Raw genomic sequence first — 24,955 nt, 5'->3', positions numbered from 1 at the left:
CCGGCCGTATGCGATCTTCGCGACGAACCGCGCGAAACGCCGGCCGATGACCCGGAGGGTTTAGTAACGAAAGTCACATTGACTACCGTCATCATGCCTGAAACCTGGCCGGGGACCGCTATCGCGACGTCGGCGTCAAGATGTTCAGCTGTGAAATTCCAGTCAGCGCTTGACCCCTGACGGCTAACAGGGTGTGATGAATTGAGTCGTTTGGGTGACGTCGTTACCTAACGGACCGTTGGTCGATAGCCGGACCGACGGTCCTATGCGCGATGACGACTGCCGCGCCCGCAGTCCGTCGGCGGGTGCGCCGGCCCCGGCATCAGGGGGCGGCGAGTGACGGTTTGCGAAGCAGACGCAATGCCGGCGGCGATGCGCGGAAGTGACGGCCGTGTCCACATGGGGGTGACTCGTGCTAAAGATCATGATTGCCGAGGAGATGCGTCTCCTCCGCGACGCGCTCGCCACGACGCTCGAACTCGAGGAGGACATCGCCGTGGTGGCGAAGGTGTCCCACGCGGACGATGTGGTGCCCAGCGCGGTCCGAACGCGGCCGCACGTGGTGATTCTCGACATCGACCTTCCCGGCCGACCGGTGATGGACGTGGCGACCGACCTCATGCGTCGGCTGCCCGACTGCGGCATCCTCATGCTGGCCGCCAACAGCCCCGCCGAACTCGTCGTCGAGGCGGTGGCGGTACGGGTGACGGGCCTACTGATGAAGCAGGCCCCGGTGACGGCGCTCGAAGACTCCATTCGCAAGGTCGCGGCGGGCGAACGGGTGCTCGATCCGTACCTGGCGTTGCAGATGGTCAGCAACAAGACCAGCCCGCTCACCCCACGGGAGGTGGACGTCCTGCGGCTGGCGGCCGAGGGCAACGAACCGGTCGAGATCGCGAGACACCTGCGGATTGGAGTCGGCACCGTCCGCAACTATCTGTCAGCGGCCGTCACCAAACTGGGGGCACGAAACCGCATCGACGCCATCCGGATCGCCAGCGAGCGCGGTCTCGTCCGCGTGGCGTGGACGAACCCGACGCGCGATCCGCGGCCGGTCGGTGCGGCGAACGGTCCAATCCTCGCATCCGCTCCGAAGCCGAATCCACTGCGGTTTGAGCGCCCTCCGTTACACACCAGATAGCGACGCTTCCGTTTCCCCTGCGGGGGATCCCGGCAGCATCAGTGACTGACGCGCAGCGAGGGAGATGACCCGCATGGCACGAATTCTGGTAGCGACGACGCCCGGCGACGGACATGTCAACGGCATGATTCAGGCCGCCCGGGCGCTGGTCGAGGACGGGCACGACGTTCACTGGTACACCGGTCGTGCGTTCGCCCCGAAGGTGGAGCGAATCGGCGCCGTGTTCGAGCCCATGCAGCGGGCCTACGACTGGGGCGGCAAGTCGCGGGAGGAGGCGTTCCCCAGTCACACCGGCCTGACCGGTCTCGGCTCGATGGTGGCGGCCTTCCGGGACATCTTCATCGGCGCCGCGTACGAGCAGATGCTGGACCTGCTGGCCCTGCTCGAGCGTTTCCCGGCCGACGTCGTGGTCACGGGCGAGACGATGTACGGAGCCGGCTTCGCGGCCGAACACCGCGGACTGCCCACTGCCTGGGTGGCCACCTCGATCTACGTGTTCAGCAGCCGAGACACCGCACCGCTGGGGCTGGCCCTGCCTCCGTCCACCACACCGGTGGGGCGACTGCGCAACTCCGCGCTGCGCCGGGCGACACGGTCTCTGGTCCCGGCGCTGCGGGACGTGAGGCAACGGGCCGACGCCGCACGTCGGCGGGCAGGTTTGACGCCGATCGACCGCGGACCATTCGAGAACATCGTTCCGCATCCCGCCCTCTACCTCATGGGGACCGTCCCCTCGTTCGAGTACCCCCGAACCGACCTGCTGCCGCAGACCCGTTTCGTCGGGCCGTTCACCAATCCGCCGCCGACGGAGTTCGACGCGCCGCGCTGGTGGCCGGAGATCGAGGAGGGACGTCCCGTCGTGCACGTCACGCAGGGCACCGTGGCCCACGACGCGCAGCGTCTGCTCCGCCCCACCATGGACGCGATGGCCGACGACGACGTGCTGGTCGTCGTGACGACCGGCAGGCAGCAGGCGATCGCCGATCTCGGGCCGGTCCCGTCGAACGTGCGCGTCGAGTCGTTCATCCCGCACAGCGCGCTGCTGCCGCACGTGGACGCCATGGTGACCAACGGTGGCTACGGGGGAGTGAACACCGCCCTGTCGTACGGGGTCCCTCTCGTGGTGGTGCCCGCGAGCGAGGAGAAGCATGAGGTGGCGGCAAGGGTCGCCTGGTCAGGTGTGGGGGTCGCGGTGAGGCGGCGCATGCCGTCGCCCAGTCATCTTCGGACCGCGATCCGCACGGTGCTCCGTGACCCCAGCTTCCGCGCACGAGCCACGGATCTGCGCAACGAGTACGAGCGTCACGACGCGCCACGGCGGGCGGCCGAACTGATCGCCCAACTCGCCGGACAGCCCGGCCACATCGGTAGTTGACAGCCCGGCTCGGCAACCGTCGCTGACACCTGACTGAGAAGGGAAACGCGTCAGTGAAGAAATCCCTCACGCAACTGTCCGATGGCCGAGAGCTGATCTTCTACGACATCGACGACAGCGCGGTCCGCGACGCGGTGGACCGACGCACGCTGCAGCCCGTCCCCCGTGGGTCGGAGACGCGCTACGACCCGCTGCATGCCGACTGGATGGTCGTCGCGGCACACCGGCAGAACCGCACGTTCCACCCACCGGCGGACGAGTGTCCGCTGTGCCCGTCCGACGCCGGGCGGTACAGCGAGATCCCCGCCGGCGACTACGACGTGGTGGTCTTCGAGAACCGGTTCCCCGCGCTGGCTGGTGAACCCACCCCCAAAGGCCGCCCGGGTGGCCGCTGCGAGGTCATCTGCTTCAGCTCCGACCACGACCGGTCGTTCGCGCAGCTGCCGGCCTCGCAGGCCGCGCTGGTCCTCGAGGCATGGGCCGACCGCACGACGGAGCTGTATCAGCGCGACGACATCGAGCAGGTGTTCCTCTTCGAGGACCGAGGTGAGGAGCGGACCCTGGTCCATCCGCACGGTCAGATCTACGGATACCCGTTCGTGGTGCCGAGGGTGGCCCGTGTGCTCGAATCCGCCCTCAAGCATCGTGCGCGAACGAACCGGAACATCTTCGACGACCTGGTCGCCCGAGAATGTGCCGAGAGCGTGCGCCTGGTACTCGAGACCGAGCACTGGGTGGCGTTCGTGCCGTACACGGCGCGGTGGCCGTATGAGGTGCACCTCTATCCGCGCCAGCGCGTCGCGGACCTCGGCGCACTCGCCGGGCCCGCCCGTGACGAGTTTCCCGTCGTCTATCAGGAGGTGCTGCGTCGCTTCGACGCCCTGTTCGACGGATCAGCCTCTCCGACGCCCTACATCTCCGCGTGGTTGCAGGCGCCGCGTCGAGTCGGCCGGGACGAATTCGCGCTGCATCTCGAGGTGTTCACCGCTCGTCGATCCGCGACAAAGGTGAAGCACCTGGCCGGCTCCGAGCACGTCATGGGCGTCTCCATCAACGAGATCTCACCCGAGCAGGCGGCCGCCCGCCTGCGTGCACTCGGCGAAGGACAGGGACTCACGTCGCACGCGTGAGTCCGTCACGGGCGGCAGTGCCGGATTCCTGTCGGCGCCATGACGACGGTACTGCTGACCGGATCGGATGACTGAGACCATCGATGATGTGTGATGGACGCCCGTAACGAGGGGAAAACAGGTGGAAGCGCAGTTGCTTGGACCGTTCGAAGTGCACCACGAGGGAACGTCGATCCTGCCGAACGCGGACAAGCCTCGGCAGGTGCTCGCGATGCTGGCCCTCAACGCGAACACTGTCGTGCCGCTTCGGCTGCTGATCGAGGAGCTCTGGGGTGACCAGCCACCGCGCAGTACCGCCACGACCCTGCAGACCTATGTGATGCAACTACGGCGCAAGATCGGCCTCGCGGGTTGTTCACGCGAGCCGTTGGTACCCAAGAACGTGCTGGTGACGCATCACGGGGGATATCTGCTGGCGATACCCCCGGAGAGCGTCGACGTGCTGAGGTTCGAGCAGTTGGTGGCGGCGGCGCGTGCCGCGACGCCGCACGACGCCGCGACGGCGTCCGACCGGTACCGGGCGGCGCTCGCGCTGTGGCGTGGTCCCGCCCTCGTCGATGTGCCGGTCGGCCGGGCCCTGGCACCCGACATGGTGAGGCTCGAGGAGGCCTGGATCGGTGCGATCGAGGGCAAAAACGCGGTCGACCTGCGCCTGGGCCGGCACGCGGAGCTGCTGAGCAGCCTCGCGTCGCTGACCGCGCGGCATCCCATGCACGAGAATCTGCACGCCCAGTTCATCATCGCGTTGCATCGCTCGGGACGGACGTACGACGCCCTGCTGACGTACCAGCGTCTGCGCTCGACGATGGTCGAGGAACTCGGGCTGGAGCCTTCCCCGCGCATGCGTCGGCTGCACCAAGCCGTGCTCTCCGCCTCGCCCGACCTGGAGTTGGCTGTCGGGACCGGGAGCCCCGAGTTCGAGCTGATCCCGTAGCCGGAGCTGGGCGGCCCTGTCCCACCGCCGCGTTGAGCGGCGGTGGGACAGGGTGTTCATCAGAAAGCCGGCATCGCGGAGGGCGCGCGCAGACTGCCGAGAAACGGATGCCAGAGATGCGACGGGTCGTTCTCCACCGCCCGCACGATCTCCCGCATTGCGCCGAGTGCCTTCGGCTCCTCCTCGTCGTACACGTCGCCCTGCAACATCTTCAACACGTCAAGCCGGTACCGGTCGTCCTGCACGAACGCCGTGAAGAGGATGTTGAGCCGGTAGTACATCGAGATGAACTCGTACCAGTTGCGTACCCCGCGTCGGAGCTTCGTCTCGTATCCCTGGAACCGGTGTCTCGTGAAGTCCCCGGCAGCGGCGGCGGCGACGATGTCCTGACAGGCGATCCGGGCGCTGTTGAGCGCGACGCTGACCCCGCTGGAGAAGATCGGGTCGACGAAGCGCGCGGCGTCCCCGATGAGCACGTAGTTGTCGCCCGTGATCTGCGACATCGCATAGCTGTAGTCGCCCTCGGTCTTCAGCGGCCGGAGCTGCCGTGCGTTCTTGAGAACGTCGAACAGCTCGGGTCGGCTGGCCAGGGTTTCCCAGAAAAACCGCTCGGTGTCGCCGGCGAAGTCACGAAGCCTCCGCCTCTGGCTGACGACTCCGATCGACGTGATCGTTTCTGTGATCGGGATCTGCCACACCCACGTGTCCACGACCGGCAGGAAGTGGATGTAGATGTAGTCCATCCGCTCCGGGTCGGTTGCGAAGGCCTTGCGGTCGAAGTCCTCGAACCAGCTGTGCACCGCGTACTGGTTGAAGACCGGGTCCGGGCGTTTGACGCCAAGCTGAGTACCGAGTTGGGTGCGGCGACCGCTGGCGTCGACCACCATCGCGACCGGGATGTCGACGCTCCGACCGCCCAGCCTGGCCTCGATGCGGGGAATCTCGCCGGAGAAGTCCACCTGGCCGACCGGCACACCCTGGAACACCTGCGCGCCGGATGCCTCGGCGTTCTTGAGCAGGATCTGGTCGAAGAGCCCGCGGTCCACATGGTACGTGTATGCCCGGTCGACCCCCGGCTGGTCACGCTCGTCGAACCGGATCTCGGCGGTCCGGAACCCGTTGGTCAGGTTCCGGAACCCGAGGTGGTCGATCTCGCGGTCCTCGGCCGAGGTCCACGCGGCTCCGTACTTCTTCGGGAACCCGGCCGCCTCGACCGCGTTCATGCACCCGATCTCGAGCAGAACCGGCGTCGTCGCCGGCACCAGGGACTCACCCACATGCTCACGCGGGAAGTTCGCCCTTTCGAACATCGCGACCGACAGTCCGGCCTTGGCGAGGTACGCGGCGGCGGCGGACCCGGCGGGGCCCGCGCCGATGATGCCTACGTCGTACTCGGCTTCCACGGCGGGATCCTCCTTCCTTGACGGCTGGTCAGGCGGGTTGCAGCAACAGCTTGTAGACCAGGTCGGTGATGGTGCCCAGGTTCTTGAAATGGCTGCCGGTGACGTCGATCGGGGAAACCACCACCCCGAACGTCTCCTTGATGTGTGTGATGAGCTGCAGCAAGTTCAGACTGTTCAACACGCCCCACTCCAACAACGGTGTGTCGACAGCCAGTTGAGCGGTAGCTGCGTCACCGAGGAAGTTGCCGGTGATGTAGCGATCCAGATCCGCCTGTATCGCTGTCCTCTCGATTCGCGGCACGGTTGTGTCCCCTTCGCCTAGCCGGTGCGATGACCCGAACCGTACGAGGCCGTGGTGGAGCGCGACTCATTCCCGACTATGGCTGGGGCTCGGTGCCGAATCGATCGAGGCGGTGGCGCAGAATGTCGAGAAACGCCATGTCCCGGACGAAGAAGTGGCCGCCTGCGAGGATCGTCAACTCGAATGTCGAGGTCGTCTCGTGCCGCCAGGCGGCCATTCCGTCGGAGCTGGTCAAGCCGTCGTTCACAGCCCCGAAGGCCAGCAGCGGCAGGTCGAGCGCCGGTCCCTGGCCGCGTCGGTACCGATCCGCCATGAGCAGGTCGGCGCGCAGGGCAGGAAGGTAGGCGCGGACGATGTCGAGCTGGTCGTCGAGTTCGGCGGGGATTCCGCCCAGCCTGCGGATCGCGGCCAGGAAGGCGTCGTCCGGCAGCTCATGCGGTGCCGGCGTCGGTGATCGTACGGTCGGCGCGTCGCGGCCGCAGACGATCAGCGCCGCCGGTGGGCGACCGGCGGCCGTCAGCAGCCGGGCGACCTCGAAGGCCAACAGGGCCCCGAAGCTGTGTCCGAGGAGGACCACACGGTGTCCGTCGTCGGCCCGTACCCGCCGGGCCACCTGCGCGACGAGCGGTTCGAAGTCGGCAAAGGGCGGTTCCTGAAGGCGGCTCCCGTGACCCGGTAGCTCCATGGGCGCGACCACGACATCGTCCGGAAGGTGACGTCGCCAGCGACCATAGAATGCGGCGCCGCCTCCCGCGTGGGGAAAGCAATGCAGCCGGATCGGGGCGAGGCGCCCCCGCGCGCGTGATTCCATGCCATGCCTCTCTGCCTTTGCAGGACTGTCGTTGCTTGAGCGATCCCCGAGTGATCCGGGGGACTGTCGACATGGTTCTGGCGCGCATCCAGGCCCCACAGTACGCGGAATTTGGCCGGACGAGCCCGAAGGAGTTCAGATGAGCGACGCCATCGCCATCGTGGGGATCGGCTGCCGGTTTCCCGGCGGAGTTCGCACCGCCGACCAGTTTTGGCGGGCGCTGTTGGACGGTGTCGATGTTATAGGCGAGGTGCCGTCCGACAGGTGGGACAGCCGGTTCCACGCTGACGGCGCCATTTCCAGCGCACTCGGAGGTTTTCTCGACGACATCGACCGCTTCGACGGCAATTTTTTCTCGGTGAGCCCCCGCGAAGCGGCGGACATGGACCCCCAGCAGCGGATCCTGCTCGAAACCACGTTCGAGGCGATGCAGGATGCTGGGCGGCCGATGCCGGACTGGGTCGGGTCGCGGACCAGCGTGCACATCGGCATGCTGGGATCGGACTATTCGCTGCTGCATGCGAAGACCTCGGGAACCGAGGCCATCGGGCCGTACTACGCCAGCGGTAAGGAGTTCAGTTTCGCGGCCGGCCGGATCGCGTACACCTTCGGACTGCACGGCGCCTGCATGACGGTCACGACCGCCTGCTCGTCCTCGCTGGCCGCCGTCCAGCTCGCATGCCAGGGACTGCGTGACGGCACCGCCGACACGGCGATCGCCGGCGGCGTCAACGTGCTGGTCGCGCCGGAGCTGTCCATCTTCATGAGCAAGGTGCAGGCCATGTCCCCTACTGGCCGGTGCCGGCCGTTCGACGCCGGTGCCGACGGGATCGTCCGCGGAGAGGGTTGTGCCGTGGTCGTCCTCAAGCGATACGCCGACGCGGTACGGGACAACGACCAGGTGTACGGCCTTGTCCTCGGCGGCGCGATCAACCACGACGGCCAGAGCGCCGGGTTGACCGTCCCCAACGCGGCGGCTCAGCAGGCGCTGCTGCGTGAGGCGCTGTCGCATGCCGATGTAGGTGGGCACGACGTCGCGTACGTGGAGGCCCACGGCACCGGCACGCCTCTGGGCGACCCACTGGAAGTGTCGTCGCTCGCCGAGGTCATGGGCAAGGGCCGCACTGGCGACCGGCCGCTCATCATCGGCTCCCTCAAGGCCAACTTCGGGCACATGGACGCCACCGCCGGCGTCGCCGGTCTGGTGAAGGCGGCGCTCGTGCTCCGGCACGGACGGGTGCCCCAGCAGGTTCACCTCACCACGCCGTCGCCGCACATCCCCTGGGAGGAATGCGGAGTCGTGGTGGCTGCCGAGGACATGATCCTTGACGCCGGCCGGCCGCTGATCGCCGGAGTGAGCGCCTTCGGCCTGTCCGGCACCAACGTGCACGTGGTGCTCGGCGCGCCGCCGCCCCGCCCCGCCCCCGCCGGTGGCGCCCCCGCCGGTCCGAGGACGCTGCTGGTCTCCGCGAGCACGCCCCTCGGACTGCGGGAACTGTCGGGCGACTTCGCGCGGGCGCTGTCCGAGCGGCCGGCGGACGAGGTGATGGCGGACGAGATCGTCGCGGCGGCGGCGGTACGCCGTACCCATCACGTCCATCGGCTCGCAGTGGTCGGCGACACGACCGGCGAATTGGTCGCCGGGCTCGACGCGTTCGCCGCCCGCCAACCCCACCCGAACGTCCACGCCGGTACCGGCGACGCCGTACCGCGTACCGTCTTCGCCTTCTCGGGACACGGAGCCCAGTGGCCCGGGATGGCTCTCGATCTCTACGCGTCCGAGCCGGACTTCCGGACCGTGTTCGACGAGTGCGACCGGGCCCTGGCGGCTCACAGCGGCTGGTCGGCCTCGGCGGTGCTGCAGGCCCGCGACGACGCGGCGCTGCGGTCCACGGAGACGGGGCAGCCGGTCCTGTTCGCGTTGCAGGTGGCGCTGAGCCGGCTGTGGATGTCGTGGGGTGTACGGCCCGACGCGGTCGTGGGCCACAGCATGGGCGAGATCGCGGCGGCCCACATCGCCGGTGCGTTGACGCTGCCGGACGCGGCCTGGCTGATGGTGGTCCGTAGCCGGGCCTGCGAGCGGGCCAGCGGTACCGGCCGGATGGCGTCGGTCGACCTGGGAGCCGACGAGATGCGAACCTGGCTCGGAGACGAGTATCCGGGAGTCACGATCGCCGCGGTCAACTCGCCCGGAGCGGTGGTCCTCAGCGGCCCCGCCGAGCCCCTTCGGCGGCTCGTCGCACGCCTGCAGGAACGGGACGTCACCGCCGTCGAGCTGTCCGTGGAGTACCCGTCCCACGGTCCGCTGATGCAGACGTACGCGGATCAGCTCCGCGAGCTGCTCGACGGGCTGGCGACGCGCGGTCCGGACGTACCCTTCCTCTCCACCACCCTGGGCGGGTATCTGGAGGGTCGGCCGCTCGATCCGGAGTACTGGGCCCTCAACCTGCGGCAGCCCGTGCTGTTCTGGCCTGCGGTGGACCGGCTGCTGGCGGACGAGGACTGCGCCGTCGTGGAGATGGGGCCGCACCCGGTTCTCCACCGGGCCCTACGGGCGGCGATGAACCACCGGAGCCGGACGGGACCGGTGGTCGCGTCCCTCGTCCGGGGAGAGGACGCGTCACCGGTTCTGGCCAAATCCCGTGCGGAGTTGCACGTATCCGGCGTACCGGTGCGCTGGGACGCGGTCTGGGGCCGTCCCGTCGCCGCCGTCGCGTTGCCGCCCGAGCGGTGGGGGCGCAGCACCTACTGGTTGCCGGGTGTCGTCCGGGGCGCGCAGGGCGGGGCGCCGGCGATGACGGCGACGGGGACCGAGCCGATCCCCGCGAGTCCGGCTGGGGACCGTCCGGCGTTGGTGGGAACCATCCAACGCGCGGTCGCCGACATCCTCGGGCAGCCCGACGGCGGCACCCTCAACGTTCATCGCGGGTTCTTCGAACTGGGACTGGATTCGATTTCCGCCGTCGAGCTGGCCGATCGGCTCCGCGTCGGCACCGGCCTGGCCGTCGACGGTGCCGACGTGCTCAGGTGCGGGACGATCGGCGCGTTGGCCGAGCGGCTGTCGTCCTCCTCCTCGACGCGCACCGTGCGGGTGGTCTCCCCGGCGCCCGACCCGGCCTCCCAGCCGATCGCCGTCGTCGGCCTCGCCTGCCGCGTGCCCGGCGGCTCGGACGCGAACGGTTTCTGGCAGCTACTGGAGCAGGGCCTCGACCCGAGCGCCGATGTCCCACCCGACCGGTGGGACGGAACGCACCGGGGATCGTTCCTGCCCGCGATCGACGGCTTCGATCATCAGTTCTTCCGGGTCTCACCTCGCGAGGCCAGGAGCATGGACCCCCAGCAGCGACTCTTCCTGGAGGTCGCCTGGGAGGCCCTGGAGGATGCGGGCTTGGCGGCCGCTGCCCTGCGCGACAGCGAGACCGCCGTGTACGTGGGTCTCAACACCACCGACTACCAGCAGCTCGTGCTGGCGGGTGAACCGGAGCTTTCCCTCTACTACGGCACCGGCAACTGCTTCTCCGGGGCGGCCGGTCGGCTTTCGTACCTGCTCGGCCTGCGTGGGCCCAGCATGGCGGTGGACACGGCCTGCTCGTCCTCGCTCACGTCGGTGCACCTCGCCTGCCAGGCGTTGCGGGCGGGGGAGTGCCGGGTGGCCGTGGCCGGGGGTGCCAACATCATGGCCACGTCGACGGTCTTTGAGGTGATGTCAGCCGCGGGTGCCCTCTCCCGGGACGGCCGGTGCAAGACCTTCGCCGAGGGGGCGGACGGCTACGGCCGAGGTGAGGGAGCCGGGGTCGTCGTCCTCAAACCGCTGTCCGCCGCGCTGTCCGACGGGGACCGCGTCCACGCCGTCATCCGCGGCAGCGCGGTGAACCAGGACGGTGCCAGCGGCGGTCTGACGGTGCCGAGCGGTGCCGCGCAACAGGCCGTCATCACGACCGCGCTCGATCGCGCCGGTGTCACCGCAGCCGACCTGAACTACCTGGAGGCGCACGGGACCGGCACACCGCTGGGTGACGCGGTCGAACTGCGGGCCATCGCGGACGTGCTGCGAGACGCGGCCCCGCTGGCCCAACCACTGCTGGTCGGTTCGGTGAAGAGCAACATCGGGCACCTGGAGGCGGCCGCCGGCGTGGTCGGTTTGATCAAGGTGGTCCTGTCGCTCCGGCATGAGTGTCTTCCTGCCCAGCTCCACCTGGAGGTTCCCACCCGTGCGTTCGACTGGGAGGCTTCGGGCGTCGCGCCGGTGCGGCGGCACACCCCGTGGCGGCGGGGCCGGCGGCGCCGCATCGCCGGGATCAGCGCGTTCGGTTTCACCGGCACGAACGCTCACCTGATCGTCGAGGAGCCACCCCGGGAGGCCGCGCCCACGGCGCAGGACGGAGGCCCCTATCTGGTCGCGGTGTCGGCGGCCGACGGGAGGGCCCTCGCCGAGGCCGCGACCCGACTCGCTGGCCAGATCTCCTTCACCGACGAGAGCGACCTGGCCGACCTGGTGTGGACCAGCCTCGCGCGGCGCGGCCACCTTGAGCACCGGGCCGCTGTGGTGGCCTCCACCGGACGCGATCTGGCGAGGGCGCTGCGCCGGCCGCATCATGCCGGCTCGGTGACGGCCGGTGAACCACTGCCGCTGACGATGCGCCTCGGATCGCGCGTGCTGCCCTGGCGCGACCTGGCGGAGGCCGCGTCCGTGTTGCCGGGCTGGGAACCGGATGCGGCGGCGGCGCTGCGTACCCGGGTCGGGTCCCTGCCGCAAGCGGGTCCCGAAGATCCGGCCGAGGCGTTCGTGTCCCAGTTGGCCACTGCGACCGTGTGGCGTGCCGTGGGTCTGATACCGACGTCGGTGACGGGCGAACCGTACGGCGCGCTCGTGGCCTCCTGCCTGTCCGGCGAGCTGACGCCCCAGGACGCGTTGCGACACCTGCCGACCGTGGAGTCGCCGGCGGCCGGGACGGCGCCGGAGGAGCCCGGCGTGGTCCTCGACCTGAGCGCCGGCCCCGCGACGGTGTGGCTGGCGGGACGGGCGGTGCACCGCATGCCCGACGGGCCCACCACCGCCGAGGCGATGCTCAACGTCATCGCCGCGCTGCACGTCCACGGGGTCGTCGTTGACTGGACGGCGTTGCTGCCGGCGGGCGGGCGTGTCGTCTCGTTGCCCTCGTATCCGTGGCAGCGGTCACGTCACTGGGTCGACGCCCGGGATCCCCGTTCCGGGCCGCCTGCCGAAGTGGGGCGGGACCACCCTGCCCCCGACGTCGAGGTTTCGCTGCCGGCGATCACCGCGCTTCCCGCCGACCGACGGGTCCCGGCACTCGTGGACCTGCTGCTGCCGCTGGTGGCGGAGATCCTCGGGACCACCGACGAGATCGACCCCCATCGCGGATTCTTCGACCTCGGCTTCGACTCGATCCTGTCCGTGAAACTGAAGCGGCGCGCCGAGCAGGCGCTGCGGGTGGATCTGCCGAAGACGGTGCTGTTCGAATGCCCCAACACGGCGGCCCTGGCCCGGTTCATCGACGCCGAGGTGCTCGCCGTGGCCGAGCAACCAACGCATGACGCGGACGAGCTCGACTCTCTCAGCGAGGACGCCCTGTCGCAACGGCTGGCCGCGGTGCTCGCGGCGGCCGAGTCGCATGTCGAGTGACGTGCGAGTGGTGGTAGAGGCCGCCACGGTTAGCTGAGTCTCACGGCGCGGAAGGGATCACCATGGCCCAAACAGACCTGCATGCCCAACTTGTCAACGCGCTGCGCCTCATCGAGCGGCTCCAACGACAGGCTGGCGCGGAACCGGCCGGGGACGGCCCCGTCGCGGTCATCGGCATGGGATGCAGACTTCCGGGCGGGGTGCGGGGCCCAGACGAGTACTGGGAGTTGCTGACCGGTGGCGTCGATGCGATTCGGGAGTATCCGAGCGACCGGGGGGACATTGCGCGCTGGTACGACCCGGACCCGGACGTTCCGGGGCGCACCTACGTCAAGCACGGCGGTTTCGTCGACGACGTGAGCCGCTTCGACGCGGGCGTCTTCGGCATCTCCCCCCGCGAGGCCGTGGGGATGGACCCTCAGCAGCGCATGGTCATGGAGGTCGCCTGGGAGGCCATCGAGCATGCCGGGTACGCGCCGGACTCGCTCGCGGGATCGGCGACCGGCGTCTACCTCGGTGTCAGCACCACTGACTACGTACGGCTGCGCCAGCAAACCGGAGATGTCCACGACGTGGACGCGTACCAGCTGATGGGCGAGCCGAGCTTCACCGCCGGGCGGCTGTCGTTCGCGCTGGGTCTCATGGGCCCGAGCCAGGTGGTCGACACCGCGTGTTCGTCATCGCTGGTCGCGGTCCACGACGCCTGCCGGACGCTGCGGCTCGGCGAGTGCGACCTGGCCCTGGCCGGTGGGGTGAACGTCATGCTGAGCCCGTACTCCTTCGTGCTCCTGAGCAAGTTCCGGGCGCTGGCGCCGGACGGGCGTTGCAAGACGTTCGACGCCTCGGCCGACGGGTACGGCCGCGGCGAGGGAGCCGGCATCGTCGTACTCAAGCGGCTCGCCGACGCCCATCGCGACGGCGACACGGTGATGGCGGTGATCCGGGGCTCGGCGGTGGCCCACGACGGGCGCAGCAGCGGGCTGACGGTGCCGAATCCAGCCTCGCAGCGCAAGGTGATCGAGGCCGCGCTCCGAATGGCACGCCTCGAACCGGCCGAGATCGACTACGTCGAGGCGCACGGCACGGGCACCGCCCTCGGCGATCCCATCGAACTGCGTGCCCTGGACGCGGTGCTCGGTGGGAGTCGGCCGGCGGGCTCACGGCTGCTGGTCGGATCTGTCAAGACCAACATCGGCCACCTGGAGGCGGCTGCCGGCATCGCCGGTCTTCTCAAGCTCGTGTTGGCCCTGCAACGCCGATCGGTGCCGCCGCAACTGCACTTCCAGGAGCCGAACCCGAACGTCGACTGGGACCGGCTGCGGATCACGGTCGCCGACGAGCTCCTTCCGTGGCCCGCCCGTGGGGCGATCCGGGCCGGTGGAATCAGCAGCTTCGGGGCGAGCGGAACGAACGCACACGTGATCGTGACGGATGCGCCACCAGCGCCGAACGACACGGGGACCGGTGCCGCACGGCGGTCGGCCGACGTGTTGACCATCTCCGCCCGCAGTCAGCCCGCGCTGAATGCGCTGGCGGCGGCGTACCGCGATCAGCTCCGTCGGCAACCGTCGGGCCCGATCCGGGATCTCTGCGGCACGTCCCGGACCGGCCGCGCGCGCATGAGCTTCGGGCTCGCCGTCGAGGGAGGTACGGCGCGGGATCTGGCCGACGCGCTCGACAGCTACGTCAGCGGCCGCCGGAGCGACATGGTCACTGCCGTGGAGGCGGTCCCGCACCGCCGCCGGAAGCTGGCCTGGCTCTTCACCGGGCAGGGAGCACAGTACAGCCGGATGGGACAGGACCTGCGAGGCGAGCCGGCGTACCGGGAGGCGCTCGACGAGGTGGCCACGCTGGCGGACCCCCTGCTGGACCGTCCCCTGCTCGACATCCTGGAGTTGCCCGAGGGCCCCGACTCACCACTGGACCAGACACGTAACACGCAGCCGTCGATCTTCGCGGTGGAGTACGCCCTGGCTCGGCTCTGGCAGTCGTGGGGGATCCGCCCGGACGCCGTCCTCGGGCACAGCGTTGGCGAGATCACGGCGGCGTGCGTGGCCGGCGTCCTCACCCTGCCCGACGCCGTCCGGCTGGTCGTCGAACGAGGCCGCCTCATGCAGTCACTGCCGCCCGGCGGAGTGATGGCGACGGTGGTCTGCGACGAGGCCCGCGCTAGGCGGGCGATCGGCGACCGTACCGGCGAGGTGGCCGTCGCCGCGGTGAACGGTCCCGCCGACACGGTCATCGCCGGAGCGGCCCCGGCCGTGGCAGATATCGTCGCCGAACTGCTGGGGGAGGGCATCAAGGCGCGCTACCTGCGGGTCTCGCACGCGTTCCACTCGCCGCTGCTGCACCCCGTCCTGCCCGGCCTCGCCGCGGTGGCCGAGGGCCTGACGCACCACGTGCCGGAATTGCGTCTGATCTCCAACGTCACCGGCGAGGACTGGTCGGAGCGGCAGGGCACTCCCCGGTACTGGGTGGAGCACGCCGCCGCGCCGGTCCGGTTCGCCGACGGTATCCGTAACCTGCACGAGAGCGGCGTCGAAACGTTCCTCGAGGTCGGTCCCGCGCCCGTCCTGCTCGGCCTGGCGGCGCGTACGGTCGACGACCCCCGCTGCCTGTGGATTCCGTCCCTGCGGCGCGGGCGGGACGCCACCGCGCAGATGGTCAGCGCGGCCGGCGCGCTGCACCTGCGGGGCATGTCCGTGGACTGGCGTGCCTACGACGGGCCGGACGCTCCGCGCCGGGTGCCCCTGCCCACCTACCCGTGGGAGGGAGAGCGCCACTGGTTCGACCAGGGACAGCCCGACGAGCGGGCGATGCCCGCCGTCGATGCTCCCGCGACCCGGCTGCCAGGGCCGGTCCCCGTCTACCGGCTGCGCGAACTCCCGCACCTGGCGGACCTTGTGGAGCTGTCGGCGCGCGCGATGGAGGAGGTCACCGGCTTCGGGTGGACGGCAGTCGAGGAGGCCGAGGCCTTCGCCGCCGGCGATCAGCGACGCGACTGGTACCTGAGCCTGGAGAGGGTGGAGGACGACCGCGCCGAGTTCGTGTGCCGGGGGCGTACGCCGGTGGAGGAGGTCGCCGGCGCGCCGTGGACGGTGGCCGCCCGTGGAGTGCTGCGCCGGGCCGCGCCGCTGCCCGACGAGGCGCCGGAGGCGGGCAAACGGCGCGACGTGCGTCCCGGCGCGGGCCCCGGCGGCCTGGTCCGCGAGGCCGTCTCGCTCGTCGCGGGCAACGACGAGCCGGTACGTCGGCTCGCGGGCCTGACGTGGACCCCACGCCGGGCGGCCGCGACCATCGAGTCGGACGACGCGGGTGCTCTGGTCTTCCGGGCGGAGGACGGCACGGTGGTGGGGGCCCTGCGCGAGGTGCACGTCGGTTCGCCGGTCGAGCGGGAACCGGCCGCGCCCTGGCGGGACCCGGGGGAGATCCTCTTCGACCTGCGGTGGCATCCCGTCGAGCCGCCGGGCAGCGCCGCCGACGCGGGCGGCGGATGGCTGCTGGTGTCGGACGGCGACGGGCTGGCCGAGGACGTGGCCGCCGTGCTGCGCGGCTCCGGCGCGCCGTGCCTCGTCGAGCACTCCGTCGAGGCTGCCCTCGACCGCCTGGGGGACTCCGCTCATGTCGTGCTGCTCACCGGAGTGAACGCTCCCGACCTGAGCACGGCGGAGGTCGCCGAACTCGTGGAGTTCCGGGACCGGGCGGAACTCGGCGCGGTCCGGCTGGTGCAAGCGCTGTGTGAGCGGCCCCGTGCTGTCCCCACGCGGGTGCATCTGGTCACCCGGGGAGCGGTGGCCGCCGTGCCCGAGCAGCGGCTGCACGCCGCCGCGGCGTCCCCGCTGTGGGGTCTGGGGCGGGTTGTCGCGCTGGAGCACCCGGAGTTGTGGGGTGGCGCCGTCGACCTGGATCCGGACGCGCCGATCGACGTCGCGCTGCTCGCCTCGGCGCTCGGCGGGCAGCCGGCGGAGGACCAGTTGGCCATCCGCGGTGGACGTACCCTCGGGGCCCGTCTCGTGCGCCGCGACCTCGCGCCGTCCGGGCGTGACCGCGGGGCTGACGTCCGGGCGGATGCGACGTACCTGATCACCGGCGGGTTCGGCGGCATCGGTTCGACGATCGCGACCTGGCTGGCCGAGCAGGGCGCAGGTGGAATCGTCCTGGCGAGCCGGACGCCGATCTCGGACGTCCCGGGGGACCGCTCGCGCACGAAGCTCGTGAGTGAGTTGCGGGCCCGGGGCGTCGAGGTGGAGGCCGTGGCGCTCGACGTCTCGGATGTCGACGCGGTCGGCCGTCTCGTACGCCGGCTGGCCGGTGGACCTCGCCGCCTGCGGGGTGTCATCCATGCCGCCGGTGTGTCGCGTCCGCAGTTGCTGCGCGAGGTGAACCGCGACGGGTACGACGCGGCGTGGCGTCCGAAGGTGCTCGGCGCCTTCGCCCTGCACCGCGCGACGGTCGATCACCCTCTCGACTTCATGCTCGGGTTCTCCTCGATCGCGGGCGTCTGGGGTTCTCGCTTCCTGGCGAGCTACGCGGCGGGAAACGCGTTCCTGGACGGGCTGGCCCACCACCGCCGCAGCCTCGGCCACGCGGGGCTGAGCATCGACTGGGGACAGTGGGATCTCGGCTCGAATCTGTACGGATCCGATGTCCGCGACTTTCTGGCCGGCACCGGGCTCCAGCCTCTCGCGCCGGGCCAGTGCCTGCGTCTGCTCGGCGCGCTGCTCGCCGGCGACGACGTGCAGCGGGTCGTCTGTGCGGCGGACTGGACGAAGTACAAGGCGGTCCTCGAGTCGAGGGCGGTACGGCCGATGCTAGCCCTGGTGGACGACGGCGCGCGGGTGACCTCCGGTGGCGACGGCGGCACCCCGTTGCGGGACCGGGTTGTCGCAGCCGAGCCGTCGCGGCGGCGGGATCTGGTGGCTGCGTACCTCCGTGACGAGTTGGCGCAGATCATGCGCCTGGATCGACAGACGTTGGACGGCCCGTTCAACCTCCTCGAGATGGGCATCGACTCGCTGATGGTGATGGAGCTCATCAGCCGCATCCGGCAGGACGTGGGAGTCGACTTCACCAGTCGGGACTTCTTCGCCACGGACGCGGGGTCATGGGACGAATTCATCCTCGACGCCATCTCGGCGTCCAGCCCCGACGCGGACCTCGACGACTGAGACACAGGTGCAACTCGATCTTCAGGAGGTGGAGGCAATGACATTCGACGTGGCCATCCTCGGCAGTGGGATGGCGGGCTCGATCCTGGCGGCGGTGCTCGCGCGCAACGGTGTGAAGGTGGTGCTGATCGACGCGGGGGCCCATCCGAGGTTCGCGGTCGGCGAGTCGACCATCCCCTACACGTCGGCGATGACGCGGATCATCGCCGATCGGTACGACGTCCCCGAGATCAAGCCGTTGGCGTCCTTCGCGGGCATCCAGAAGCGGATCTCCCACAACTCCGGAATCAAGCAGAACTTCGGGTTCGTCTACCACCGTGAGGGACAACTGCAGAACCCGGAGGAGATCAACCAGTTGGTCATCCCGGCCGCGCTACGCACCGAGTCGCACCTGTTCCGCCAGGACGTCGACGCGTACCTGCACGCGGTCGCCGTCAGGTACGGGGCCCGGCCCATGCCGGGCACCCGGGTGCGTGAGATCGACATCGACCCCGAGCGGGGCGTCACGCTTCACACCGACGACGGCCAGCAGGTACGGGCCAGTTACGTCGTCGATGCCAGCGGCCACCAGTCACCCATCGCCGATCAGTACGGCCTGAGGGAGACGCCACCTCGCGCTCGGCACCACTCGCGCAGTCTGTTCACGCACATGGTCGGAGTCCGGCCGTTCGACCGGTCACCCACCGCCCGGCTGCACCGTCAGCCGAGCCCGTGGCACAACGGCACGCTGCACCACGTGTTCGACGGGGGCTGGATCTGGGTGATCCCGTTCGACAACCACCGGGAGTCGACCAACCCGCTGTGCAGCGTCGGCCTGACCTTGGACCCGCGCCGGTTCCCCAAGGACGACCGCACGCCGCAGCAGGACTTCGACGACTTCCTGCAACGGTTCCCGGAGATCGCCTGGCAGTTCCGCGACGCCGTCGCCGTGCGGCCGTGGGTGTCCACCAACCGCCTGCAGTACTCGGTGAAGCAGGTGGTCGGTGACCGGTTCTGTCTCACCTCGCACGCGGCGGGGTTCATCGACGCTCTCTACTCCCGAGGGCTGACGAACTCGCTCGACGTCGTCAACGCGCTCGCCTGGCGGCTGATCATGTCCGCACGCGACGGCGTCTGGTCCACCGAGCGGTACGACTACCTCGAATCGCTGCAGCAAGGGCTGTTCGACGTGCACGACGATCTCGCCTACAGCTCGTTCGTGGCATTCCGCGACTACCGGCTCTGGAATGCGACGTATCGGACCTGGAAGATCGGCGCCGTGCTCGGCACGATGGTGCTGGAGAACGCGTACTTCTCGTATCTGCGAAGTGGAGACGACGGGATCTTTCGCGAGCTGGAGCAGACCCGCCATCCGGGTTCACCCTTTCCGGTGAGCGAGCAGTTCAACCAGCTCGGCCCGTTCACCCGCGACATCTGCATGTCCGTCGAGGAGGGGGCCGTCACGCCGGAGGCGGCGGCCGACCGCCTGTTCAACCAGCTGCGTGACGCCGACTTCATCCCGCCGGTCTTCAACCTCGCCGATCCGGCGAACCACTGGTTCCACGCCACGCCGCCCAAGATGCTCGGCGCGGTGCTGTGGAGCCGGTCCCAGGCGCCGCCGGAGGTCGGGCGGACCATTCGCGGCGCCATCGGCGGTTTCGCGCGTTCGCGTCTCCGCCCGCACTGACGACCACCGCCGTACGTCCGTTGGCATTTCCCGATTCGTGCTGGAGAGGATCTCGTGCGACAGAGTCAGTTGGAAAAAGAGACCTACGACGTAGCGATCCTTGGCTCAGGGGTGGCGGGCTCTCTGCTCGGTGCCATCCTGGCCCGACACGGGGCGAAGGTCCTGCTGCTCGATGCGGCGTCGCATCCCCGCTTCGCGATCGGTGAGTCGACCATCCCGTACACGTTGCTGTACCTGCGGACGCTGGCCGACCGGTACGACGTGCCGGAGATCAAGTCGCTGGCCACCTTCACACAGACCCGCAAGACACTTGGTGAACGATTCGGGGTGAAACGTCACTTCGGCTTCCTGCTGCACCACGAGGGCCAGCCGCAGAACCCCCGCGAGACCAACGAGTTCAATACGCCGAAGAACCTGTTGAACGAGGCGGCCCACCTGTTCCGGCAGGACACGGACTCGTATCTCTTCCACGTCGCGGTCAAGTACGGGTGCAAGTTCCGGCAGAACTTCCCGGTCAGCGACGTCGACTTCGACGGCTCGGGAGTCACTCTGACCGGCCGCGACGCCCAGTACCGGGCCCGGTACGTCGTCGACGCCAGCGGTTTCCGTTCTCCGTTGGCTGAGAAGCTGCAGTTGCGGGAGAACCCGACCCGGCTCAAGCACCACTCCCGGTCGATCTGGAACCACATGCTGGAGGTCACTCCGACCGACGAGCTGTTCCAGCATTCTCCCGCGAACCGACCCCCGTTCCCGTGGTACGAGGGAACGGTCCACCACATGTTCGAGCGGGGCTGGGCGTGGGTGATCGCCTTCGACAACAACAAGTGGTCGACCAATCCGTTGTGCAGTGTCGGCATCACTGTCGACCCGCGGCGGTACCCGAAGCCGGAGGATCTGACCCCCGAGGAGGACTTCTACCGCTTGGCGGCGCCGTATCCCGACATCGCCCGGCAGTTCGAGACCGGCAAGCCCGTCCGGGAATGGGTGTCCACCTCGCGTCTGCAGTACTCGTCAACCCACTGTTCGGGGGAGCGGTGGTTCCTCCTCTCCCACGCGGCGGGGTTCATCGATCCGCTGTTCTCCCGAGGTCTGTCGAACACCGCGGAGTCCGTCAACGCCCTCGCGTGGCGGCTGCTGGCGGCGGTGCGCGACGATGACTTCTCCCTCGACCGCTTCGAGTTCGTGGACCGGCTGCAACAGCGCCTTTTCGACTACAACGACTCGCTGGTCAACGCGGCGTTCATATCCTGGTGCGACTACGACCTGTGGACCGCGGTCTTCCGGTTCTGGGCCTGGGGGGCCAATGCCGGCTGTTACCAGATCCAACGGGCCCTGACCCGATTCGCGCAGGACGGGGACGACCGGCACTTCAAAGAGTTGGAGGACGTGCCGCATCTCGGCCACTACTGGGGCTTCAACGACGGCTTCGCCAAGGCGTACGACAGCATGGTCGAGCAGGTCGACGCCGTCGAGGCCGGGCGGGCGGACGCGGCCGACGTCGCCGACGACCTCTACGGGCAGATCGAGGCGGCGGACTTCTGGCCGAAGGGCTTCGGGTTCGCCGAGCGCGACATCCGGTTCATCAGCCCGAACCCGAAGACGTTCCTCCGCATGGCTCGCTGGGCGCGCACCGAAGCCGATCCTGAGCTCGGCCGGCTCATGCTCGAAACCGGCCGTGAGGCCATCAAGTCGCGCGTGCTCAAGGGCCGAAAGCTGTTCTAAGCACCACATCGGCGAAACGGAGGTTCCCAGACGTGCATCGCGCGGTGAAGTTCGACGTGGCGATACTCGGTACCCATCTGTCCTGCGGCCTGCTCGCTGCCGTGCTGGCCCGGCACCACCTGCGGGTGGTCCTGTTCGACAGCGACCAGGGCGAGGAACTCGGCGGTGAGACCACCGTGCCGTACACGGCAGAGGCGTTCTTCACTCTGGCCCGCCGGTTCGGCGTCCCGGAGATTGCGGGCTTCGGACTGACCAGCGGGCTTCCCGACCCGGTCCGGTTGACCAGCGGCGTCAAGCGGAGCCTCGGGTTCCTGCACCACACGGCCGGCGCGGAGCACGATCCGCGCCGGTCGGTGCAGTTCAACGTCCCGGGCGAGCATGCCGAGTGGCATCCGTACCGGCCGTTCGTCGACCAGTACGTGGTCGACGTCGCGCGCCGATACGGCGCCGTCCTGCCCGACGGCCGTCCGTGTGTGACCGATGTGCAGGTGTCGGCCGAGGATGTGACGATCCTGGCCGACGACGGCTCCCTCTACCGGGCACGTTGTGTCATCGACGGCAGCGGGACGGACTCCCCGCTGGTGCGCCGCCTGGGACTGCTGGACGCCGAGCCGCGCCTGGTGTCCCGCTCGCGTGTGCTCGCCTCGCACATGCTCGGCGTCACACCGTTCGAGGAGCACACCCCGCTCGACCGGTACGACAGCGCCACGCCCTGGTCGGCGGGCACGCTCAGCCACCTGTTCGAGGGAGGCTGGCTCCAGGTCGCGCACTTCGCCACCGGATCGTCGTTGAATCCGCTGACGAGCGTGGTGGCCAGTTTCGACGCCGAGCGGTTCGCGGACCTCCCGGCCGACCCGGAGCGTGCGTTTCGTGCCCTGGTCGGGCGGTTCCCCTCGATCGAGCGTTCCTTCCGAGGCGCCGCGGTCAGTGGACGCTGGCACACCGACCGGCGCTTTCAGCGTACGGTTCGGCAGACGGCCGGCGACCGATGGCTCCTGTTCGATCGATCGGCCAGCCGTAACGACCTCTTTCTCTCCCGCGACCTGACGATGAGCGCTGAGATGATCAACGTGCTCGCCCCGGTGCTGCTGCGGGCGGCCGAGCTCGACGACTGGTCGCAGTCGCGACTGAGCCCCGTGGCGTCCTTTCAGAACCAGCTCATCGGGTTCCACGACCGGCTGCTCGCCTCGGCCCGGGTCGCGGCGTCCGACTTTCGCCTGTGGAACGCCTACTCGAGAGTGTGGCTGCTGTGGTCGATGCTTTCCGCGCTCTCGCTCAAGGCTGCCCGCAACGACTCGCTGGCCGCCGGTTCGTGGGACCGCCTCGCTCCGCAGGCGGGTGGTCCGTGGTGGTTCGATGTGCCCCGCGGTCTGCCTGAGCTGCTGAACATGATGTTCGACCTTCTCGACGAGGTGCGGGCGGGTTCGTTGGCGTCGGTGACCGCGGCCGATCGCATCTTCGGTGCGCTACGTCGGGCGGACTTCGTGCCGCCGGTCTACCGGTTCGCCGATCCGAAGGCACGGTACTACCACTTCCGCTTCGCCAACCGGCTGCGGATGCTGATGTGGGCGCGCACGTCCGCCCCGCCGGAACTGCGGCGGGCGATCTCCACGGAGAATCTGACGAACGTTCCACCCGCCCCGGTCCACTGAGACCCGCACACGGGAACGCGGCTCAGGGCTTCCGCCCTGAGCCGCGTTTCGTCAGCGAAGCACCTCGGCGTATCCGCCGCGCCAGTACGCCAACGGATAGTGGTCCGCCCGCGCCCCGCCACCGATCACGCGGCCCACGAGCAGCGTGTGGTCCCCGACGGGCACGGCCGCGTGAAGCTCGCACTCCGCGTGAGCCACCGTGTCGGCCAGCAGCGGCATGCCGGCCGCCGGCCCCCGCTGCCACCGAGCGCGGTCGAACTTGTCCTTCAGCGGCGATGCGAACAGCTGGGACACCTCACGACCTTCCCGTCCCAGCATATTGACGGCGAAGTGCCTGGTGGCGGCCACAGCCGTCAGGGTGGCGCTCAGGTTGCTGACGCTGACCAGCAGCAGCGGCGGATCAGCGGAGACGCTGCAGAACGCAGAGCAGGTGAAGCCACGCGGCCGTGCGTCCACGTCGATCGTCGTCACCACGCAGATGCCGCTGGCGAACGAGGCCATGATGGATCGGAAGGTGGATAGGTCCACGGAAGGGGGAGAAACCATGACGAGATCGCTCATTTTCCGCCTCCGGCGAGAGCTCGAGTGCTCAGGGCCTGCCGATCCACCTTCCCGTTGGACGTGCGCGGCAGCATGTCGAGCGCGTGCAGGTGGTCGACGATCATGTACGTGGGCAGTCGCTCCGCGCACCGCCGCCGAATGCCCAGCATGTCTGGACGCCGGTCCGCCGCGGGGATGACGAATGCGTGCAGCGACTGGTCGAGGCCGTCACCCAGGGCCAGCACGGCGACCTCGGCGACGTCAGGATGCGAGGCGATGACGGCCTCCACCTCGCCGAGCTCGACGCGATGACCTCTGATCTTCACCTGGTCGTCGCGCCGCCCGAGGTAGCGCAACGTGCCGTCGGTGTCGTGCCGGCCGAGATCACCGGTCCGGTAGGGCCCCGACTGGGGCGCCCTGCCCCAGTATCCGAGCATGACGGTCGGCCCGGAGACGACGATCTCACCGGTGCCGTCATCGTCGAGTTCGTCGAGCAGGACGGTGTTCCCGCAACTCGCCGTGCCGATCGGGGGTGGGGTCAGGTCGGCTGCGTTCCCGTCGACGACCTCGTAGGAGGTGCACACGTTCGTCTCCGTCGGGCCGAACCAGTTCCAGAACCGGATGGCGGGCCACGCGCGTCGCAACCGGCCGAGGTACCGCGGGGGGAACACCTCACCGGCGAAGATCAACGCTCGCAGCCCTGGGGGAGGAGAGGAGTTCAGGAGGCCGCCTTGGCGCATCATGAGGATCAGCGCCGAGGGAACCGAATACCACACGGTGATGCCCTGCTCGTGCAGGAACCTGGTCATCCGCTCCGGAACGTAGGCATATTCGGCTGGGACGATGTGCACCGACGCCTGCGCCCAGAACGCCGCGTAGAGGTCGAAGACCGACAGGTCGAAGTTGAACGGCGCATGATTGGAGAGCCGGTCATCCGGGCCGACTCCGACGGTGCGTACCGCCCATTCTACGAAGGCCAGAGCGTTGCCATGGCTGATGCAGACGCCCTTCGGCCGCCCGGTCGAGCCGGAGGTGTAGAGGATGTAGGCGGGGTCGTCGGACCCGGTCGGGTGGTGGATCGGGGCGGCGGGCAGGGCGGACGTCAGCTCGGTCGCACTGGTCACGGTGGTCCGCACCGTGCGGTTGCTGTCACCGTCCACGACCCGCCCGGCGATGATCAAGGCGGCGTCGCAGTCCTCGGCGATCACCGCCACCCGCGACAACGGGTTGCTCGGCCCGACCGGGACGTACACGCCCCCGACGCGCAGGACCGCCTGCATCAGCGCGACGACGTCCGCTGACTTCTCGCCCCAGAGGACGACCCGGTCCCCCGGGGCCACACCCCGGGCGACCAGCGCGGCGGCGTAGCGCGCGGCTCGGCGGTCGAGATCCCGGTACGTCGTCGCTCCGCCGGCATCGACGACCGCGGTCGAACCAGGGCGCCGCATCGCTGCGGACCGGATCAGGT

The 24,955-nt window shown here is 69.4% G+C and carries 14 protein-coding genes; 9 read left to right on the top strand and 5 right to left on the bottom strand.

Annotated elements, in window-relative coordinates:
• The first annotated feature begins 424 nt into the window (after window positions 1-424).
• The 4 genes from O7619_RS22765 to O7619_RS22750 all read left to right on the top strand — a co-directional run bounded on the left by O7619_RS22765 (window position 425) and on the right by O7619_RS22750 (window position 4,580).
• A complete protein-coding gene (locus O7619_RS22765; protein WP_282283331.1) occupies window positions 425-1,141 on the top strand; it encodes a response regulator transcription factor in 717 nt (238 codons plus the stop codon).
• Window positions 1,142-1,214: 73 nt separating this feature from the next.
• Complete coding sequence (locus O7619_RS22760) at window positions 1,215-2,516, top strand: glycosyltransferase (protein ID WP_282283330.1); 1,302 nt, start codon at window positions 1,215-1,217, stop codon at window positions 2,514-2,516.
• Between the two features lie 53 nt (window positions 2,517-2,569).
• Window positions 2,570-3,646 carry a galactose-1-phosphate uridylyltransferase gene (gene galT, locus O7619_RS22755; RefSeq protein WP_282283329.1) on the top strand — a complete coding sequence of 359 codons (1,077 nt, stop codon included), beginning with the start codon at window positions 2,570-2,572 and terminating at the stop codon, window positions 3,644-3,646.
• Window positions 3,647-3,767: 121 nt separating this feature from the next.
• Window positions 3,768-4,580, top strand: a complete 813-nt coding sequence (locus O7619_RS22750) for an AfsR/SARP family transcriptional regulator (protein ID WP_282283328.1) — start codon at window positions 3,768-3,770, stop codon at window positions 4,578-4,580.
• A 59-nt stretch (window positions 4,581-4,639) separates the two neighbouring features.
• Here the strand turns inward: O7619_RS22750 and O7619_RS22745 are convergent, their stop codons facing one another.
• The 3 genes from O7619_RS22745 to O7619_RS22735 form a co-directional block, all read right to left on the bottom strand.
• Window positions 4,640-5,983, bottom strand: coding sequence for a tryptophan 7-halogenase (locus tag O7619_RS22745; RefSeq protein ID WP_282283327.1), 1,344 nt, complete (start codon window positions 5,981-5,983; stop codon window positions 4,640-4,642).
• 28 nt (window positions 5,984-6,011) lie between these two features.
• A complete protein-coding gene (locus O7619_RS22740) occupies window positions 6,012-6,284 on the bottom strand; it encodes an acyl carrier protein (RefSeq protein WP_282283326.1) in 273 nt (90 codons plus the stop codon).
• A 76-nt stretch (window positions 6,285-6,360) separates the two neighbouring features.
• The gene (locus tag O7619_RS22735) at window positions 6,361-7,095 is read right to left on the bottom strand and encodes an alpha/beta fold hydrolase (protein WP_282283325.1); all 735 of its coding nucleotides are present in this window, start codon (window positions 7,093-7,095) and stop codon (window positions 6,361-6,363) included.
• Between the two features lie 139 nt (window positions 7,096-7,234).
• Here O7619_RS22735 and O7619_RS22730 point away from each other — a divergent pair, with 139 nt between their 5' ends.
• The 5 genes from O7619_RS22730 (at window position 7,235) to O7619_RS22710 (ending at window position 22,947) form a co-directional block, all read left to right on the top strand.
• On the top strand, window positions 7,235-12,739 hold the full coding sequence (locus O7619_RS22730; RefSeq protein WP_282283324.1) for a type I polyketide synthase: 5,505 nt from the start codon (window positions 7,235-7,237) through the stop codon (window positions 12,737-12,739).
• Window positions 12,740-12,801: 62 nt separating this feature from the next.
• Entirely contained in the window at window positions 12,802-17,907 is a 5,106-nt protein-coding gene (locus O7619_RS22725) for a type I polyketide synthase (protein WP_282283323.1), read from the top strand.
• 37 nt (window positions 17,908-17,944) lie between these two features.
• Window positions 17,945-19,573, top strand: a complete 1,629-nt coding sequence (locus O7619_RS22720) for a tryptophan 7-halogenase (protein WP_282283322.1) — start codon at window positions 17,945-17,947, stop codon at window positions 19,571-19,573.
• A gap of 54 nt (window positions 19,574-19,627) precedes the next feature.
• Complete coding sequence (locus O7619_RS22715; RefSeq protein WP_282283321.1) at window positions 19,628-21,295, top strand: NAD(P)/FAD-dependent oxidoreductase; 1,668 nt, start codon at window positions 19,628-19,630, stop codon at window positions 21,293-21,295.
• Window positions 21,296-21,327: 32 nt separating this feature from the next.
• Complete coding sequence (locus O7619_RS22710) at window positions 21,328-22,947, top strand: hypothetical protein (RefSeq protein WP_282283320.1); 1,620 nt, start codon at window positions 21,328-21,330, stop codon at window positions 22,945-22,947.
• 51 nt (window positions 22,948-22,998) lie between these two features.
• Here the strand turns inward: O7619_RS22710 and O7619_RS22705 are convergent, their stop codons facing one another.
• Both O7619_RS22705 and O7619_RS22700 read right to left on the bottom strand, forming a co-directional pair.
• Entirely contained in the window at window positions 22,999-23,508 is a 510-nt protein-coding gene (locus O7619_RS22705) for a flavin reductase family protein (RefSeq protein WP_282283319.1), read from the bottom strand.
• Complete coding sequence (locus tag O7619_RS22700) at window positions 23,505-24,935, bottom strand: amino acid adenylation domain-containing protein (protein ID WP_282288905.1); 1,431 nt, start codon at window positions 24,933-24,935, stop codon at window positions 23,505-23,507. Before O7619_RS22700 ends, O7619_RS22705 begins: the two co-directional genes overlap by 4 nt.
• Window positions 24,936-24,955 lie beyond the last annotated feature (20 nt).

This window comes from Micromonospora sp. WMMD998, assembly GCF_029581235.1.
Lineage (GTDB): Bacteria > Actinomycetota > Actinomycetes > Mycobacteriales > Micromonosporaceae > Micromonospora.
Note: the sequence above shows the minus strand (reverse complement) of the source record. Positions and strands in the feature narration are given on the sequence as shown.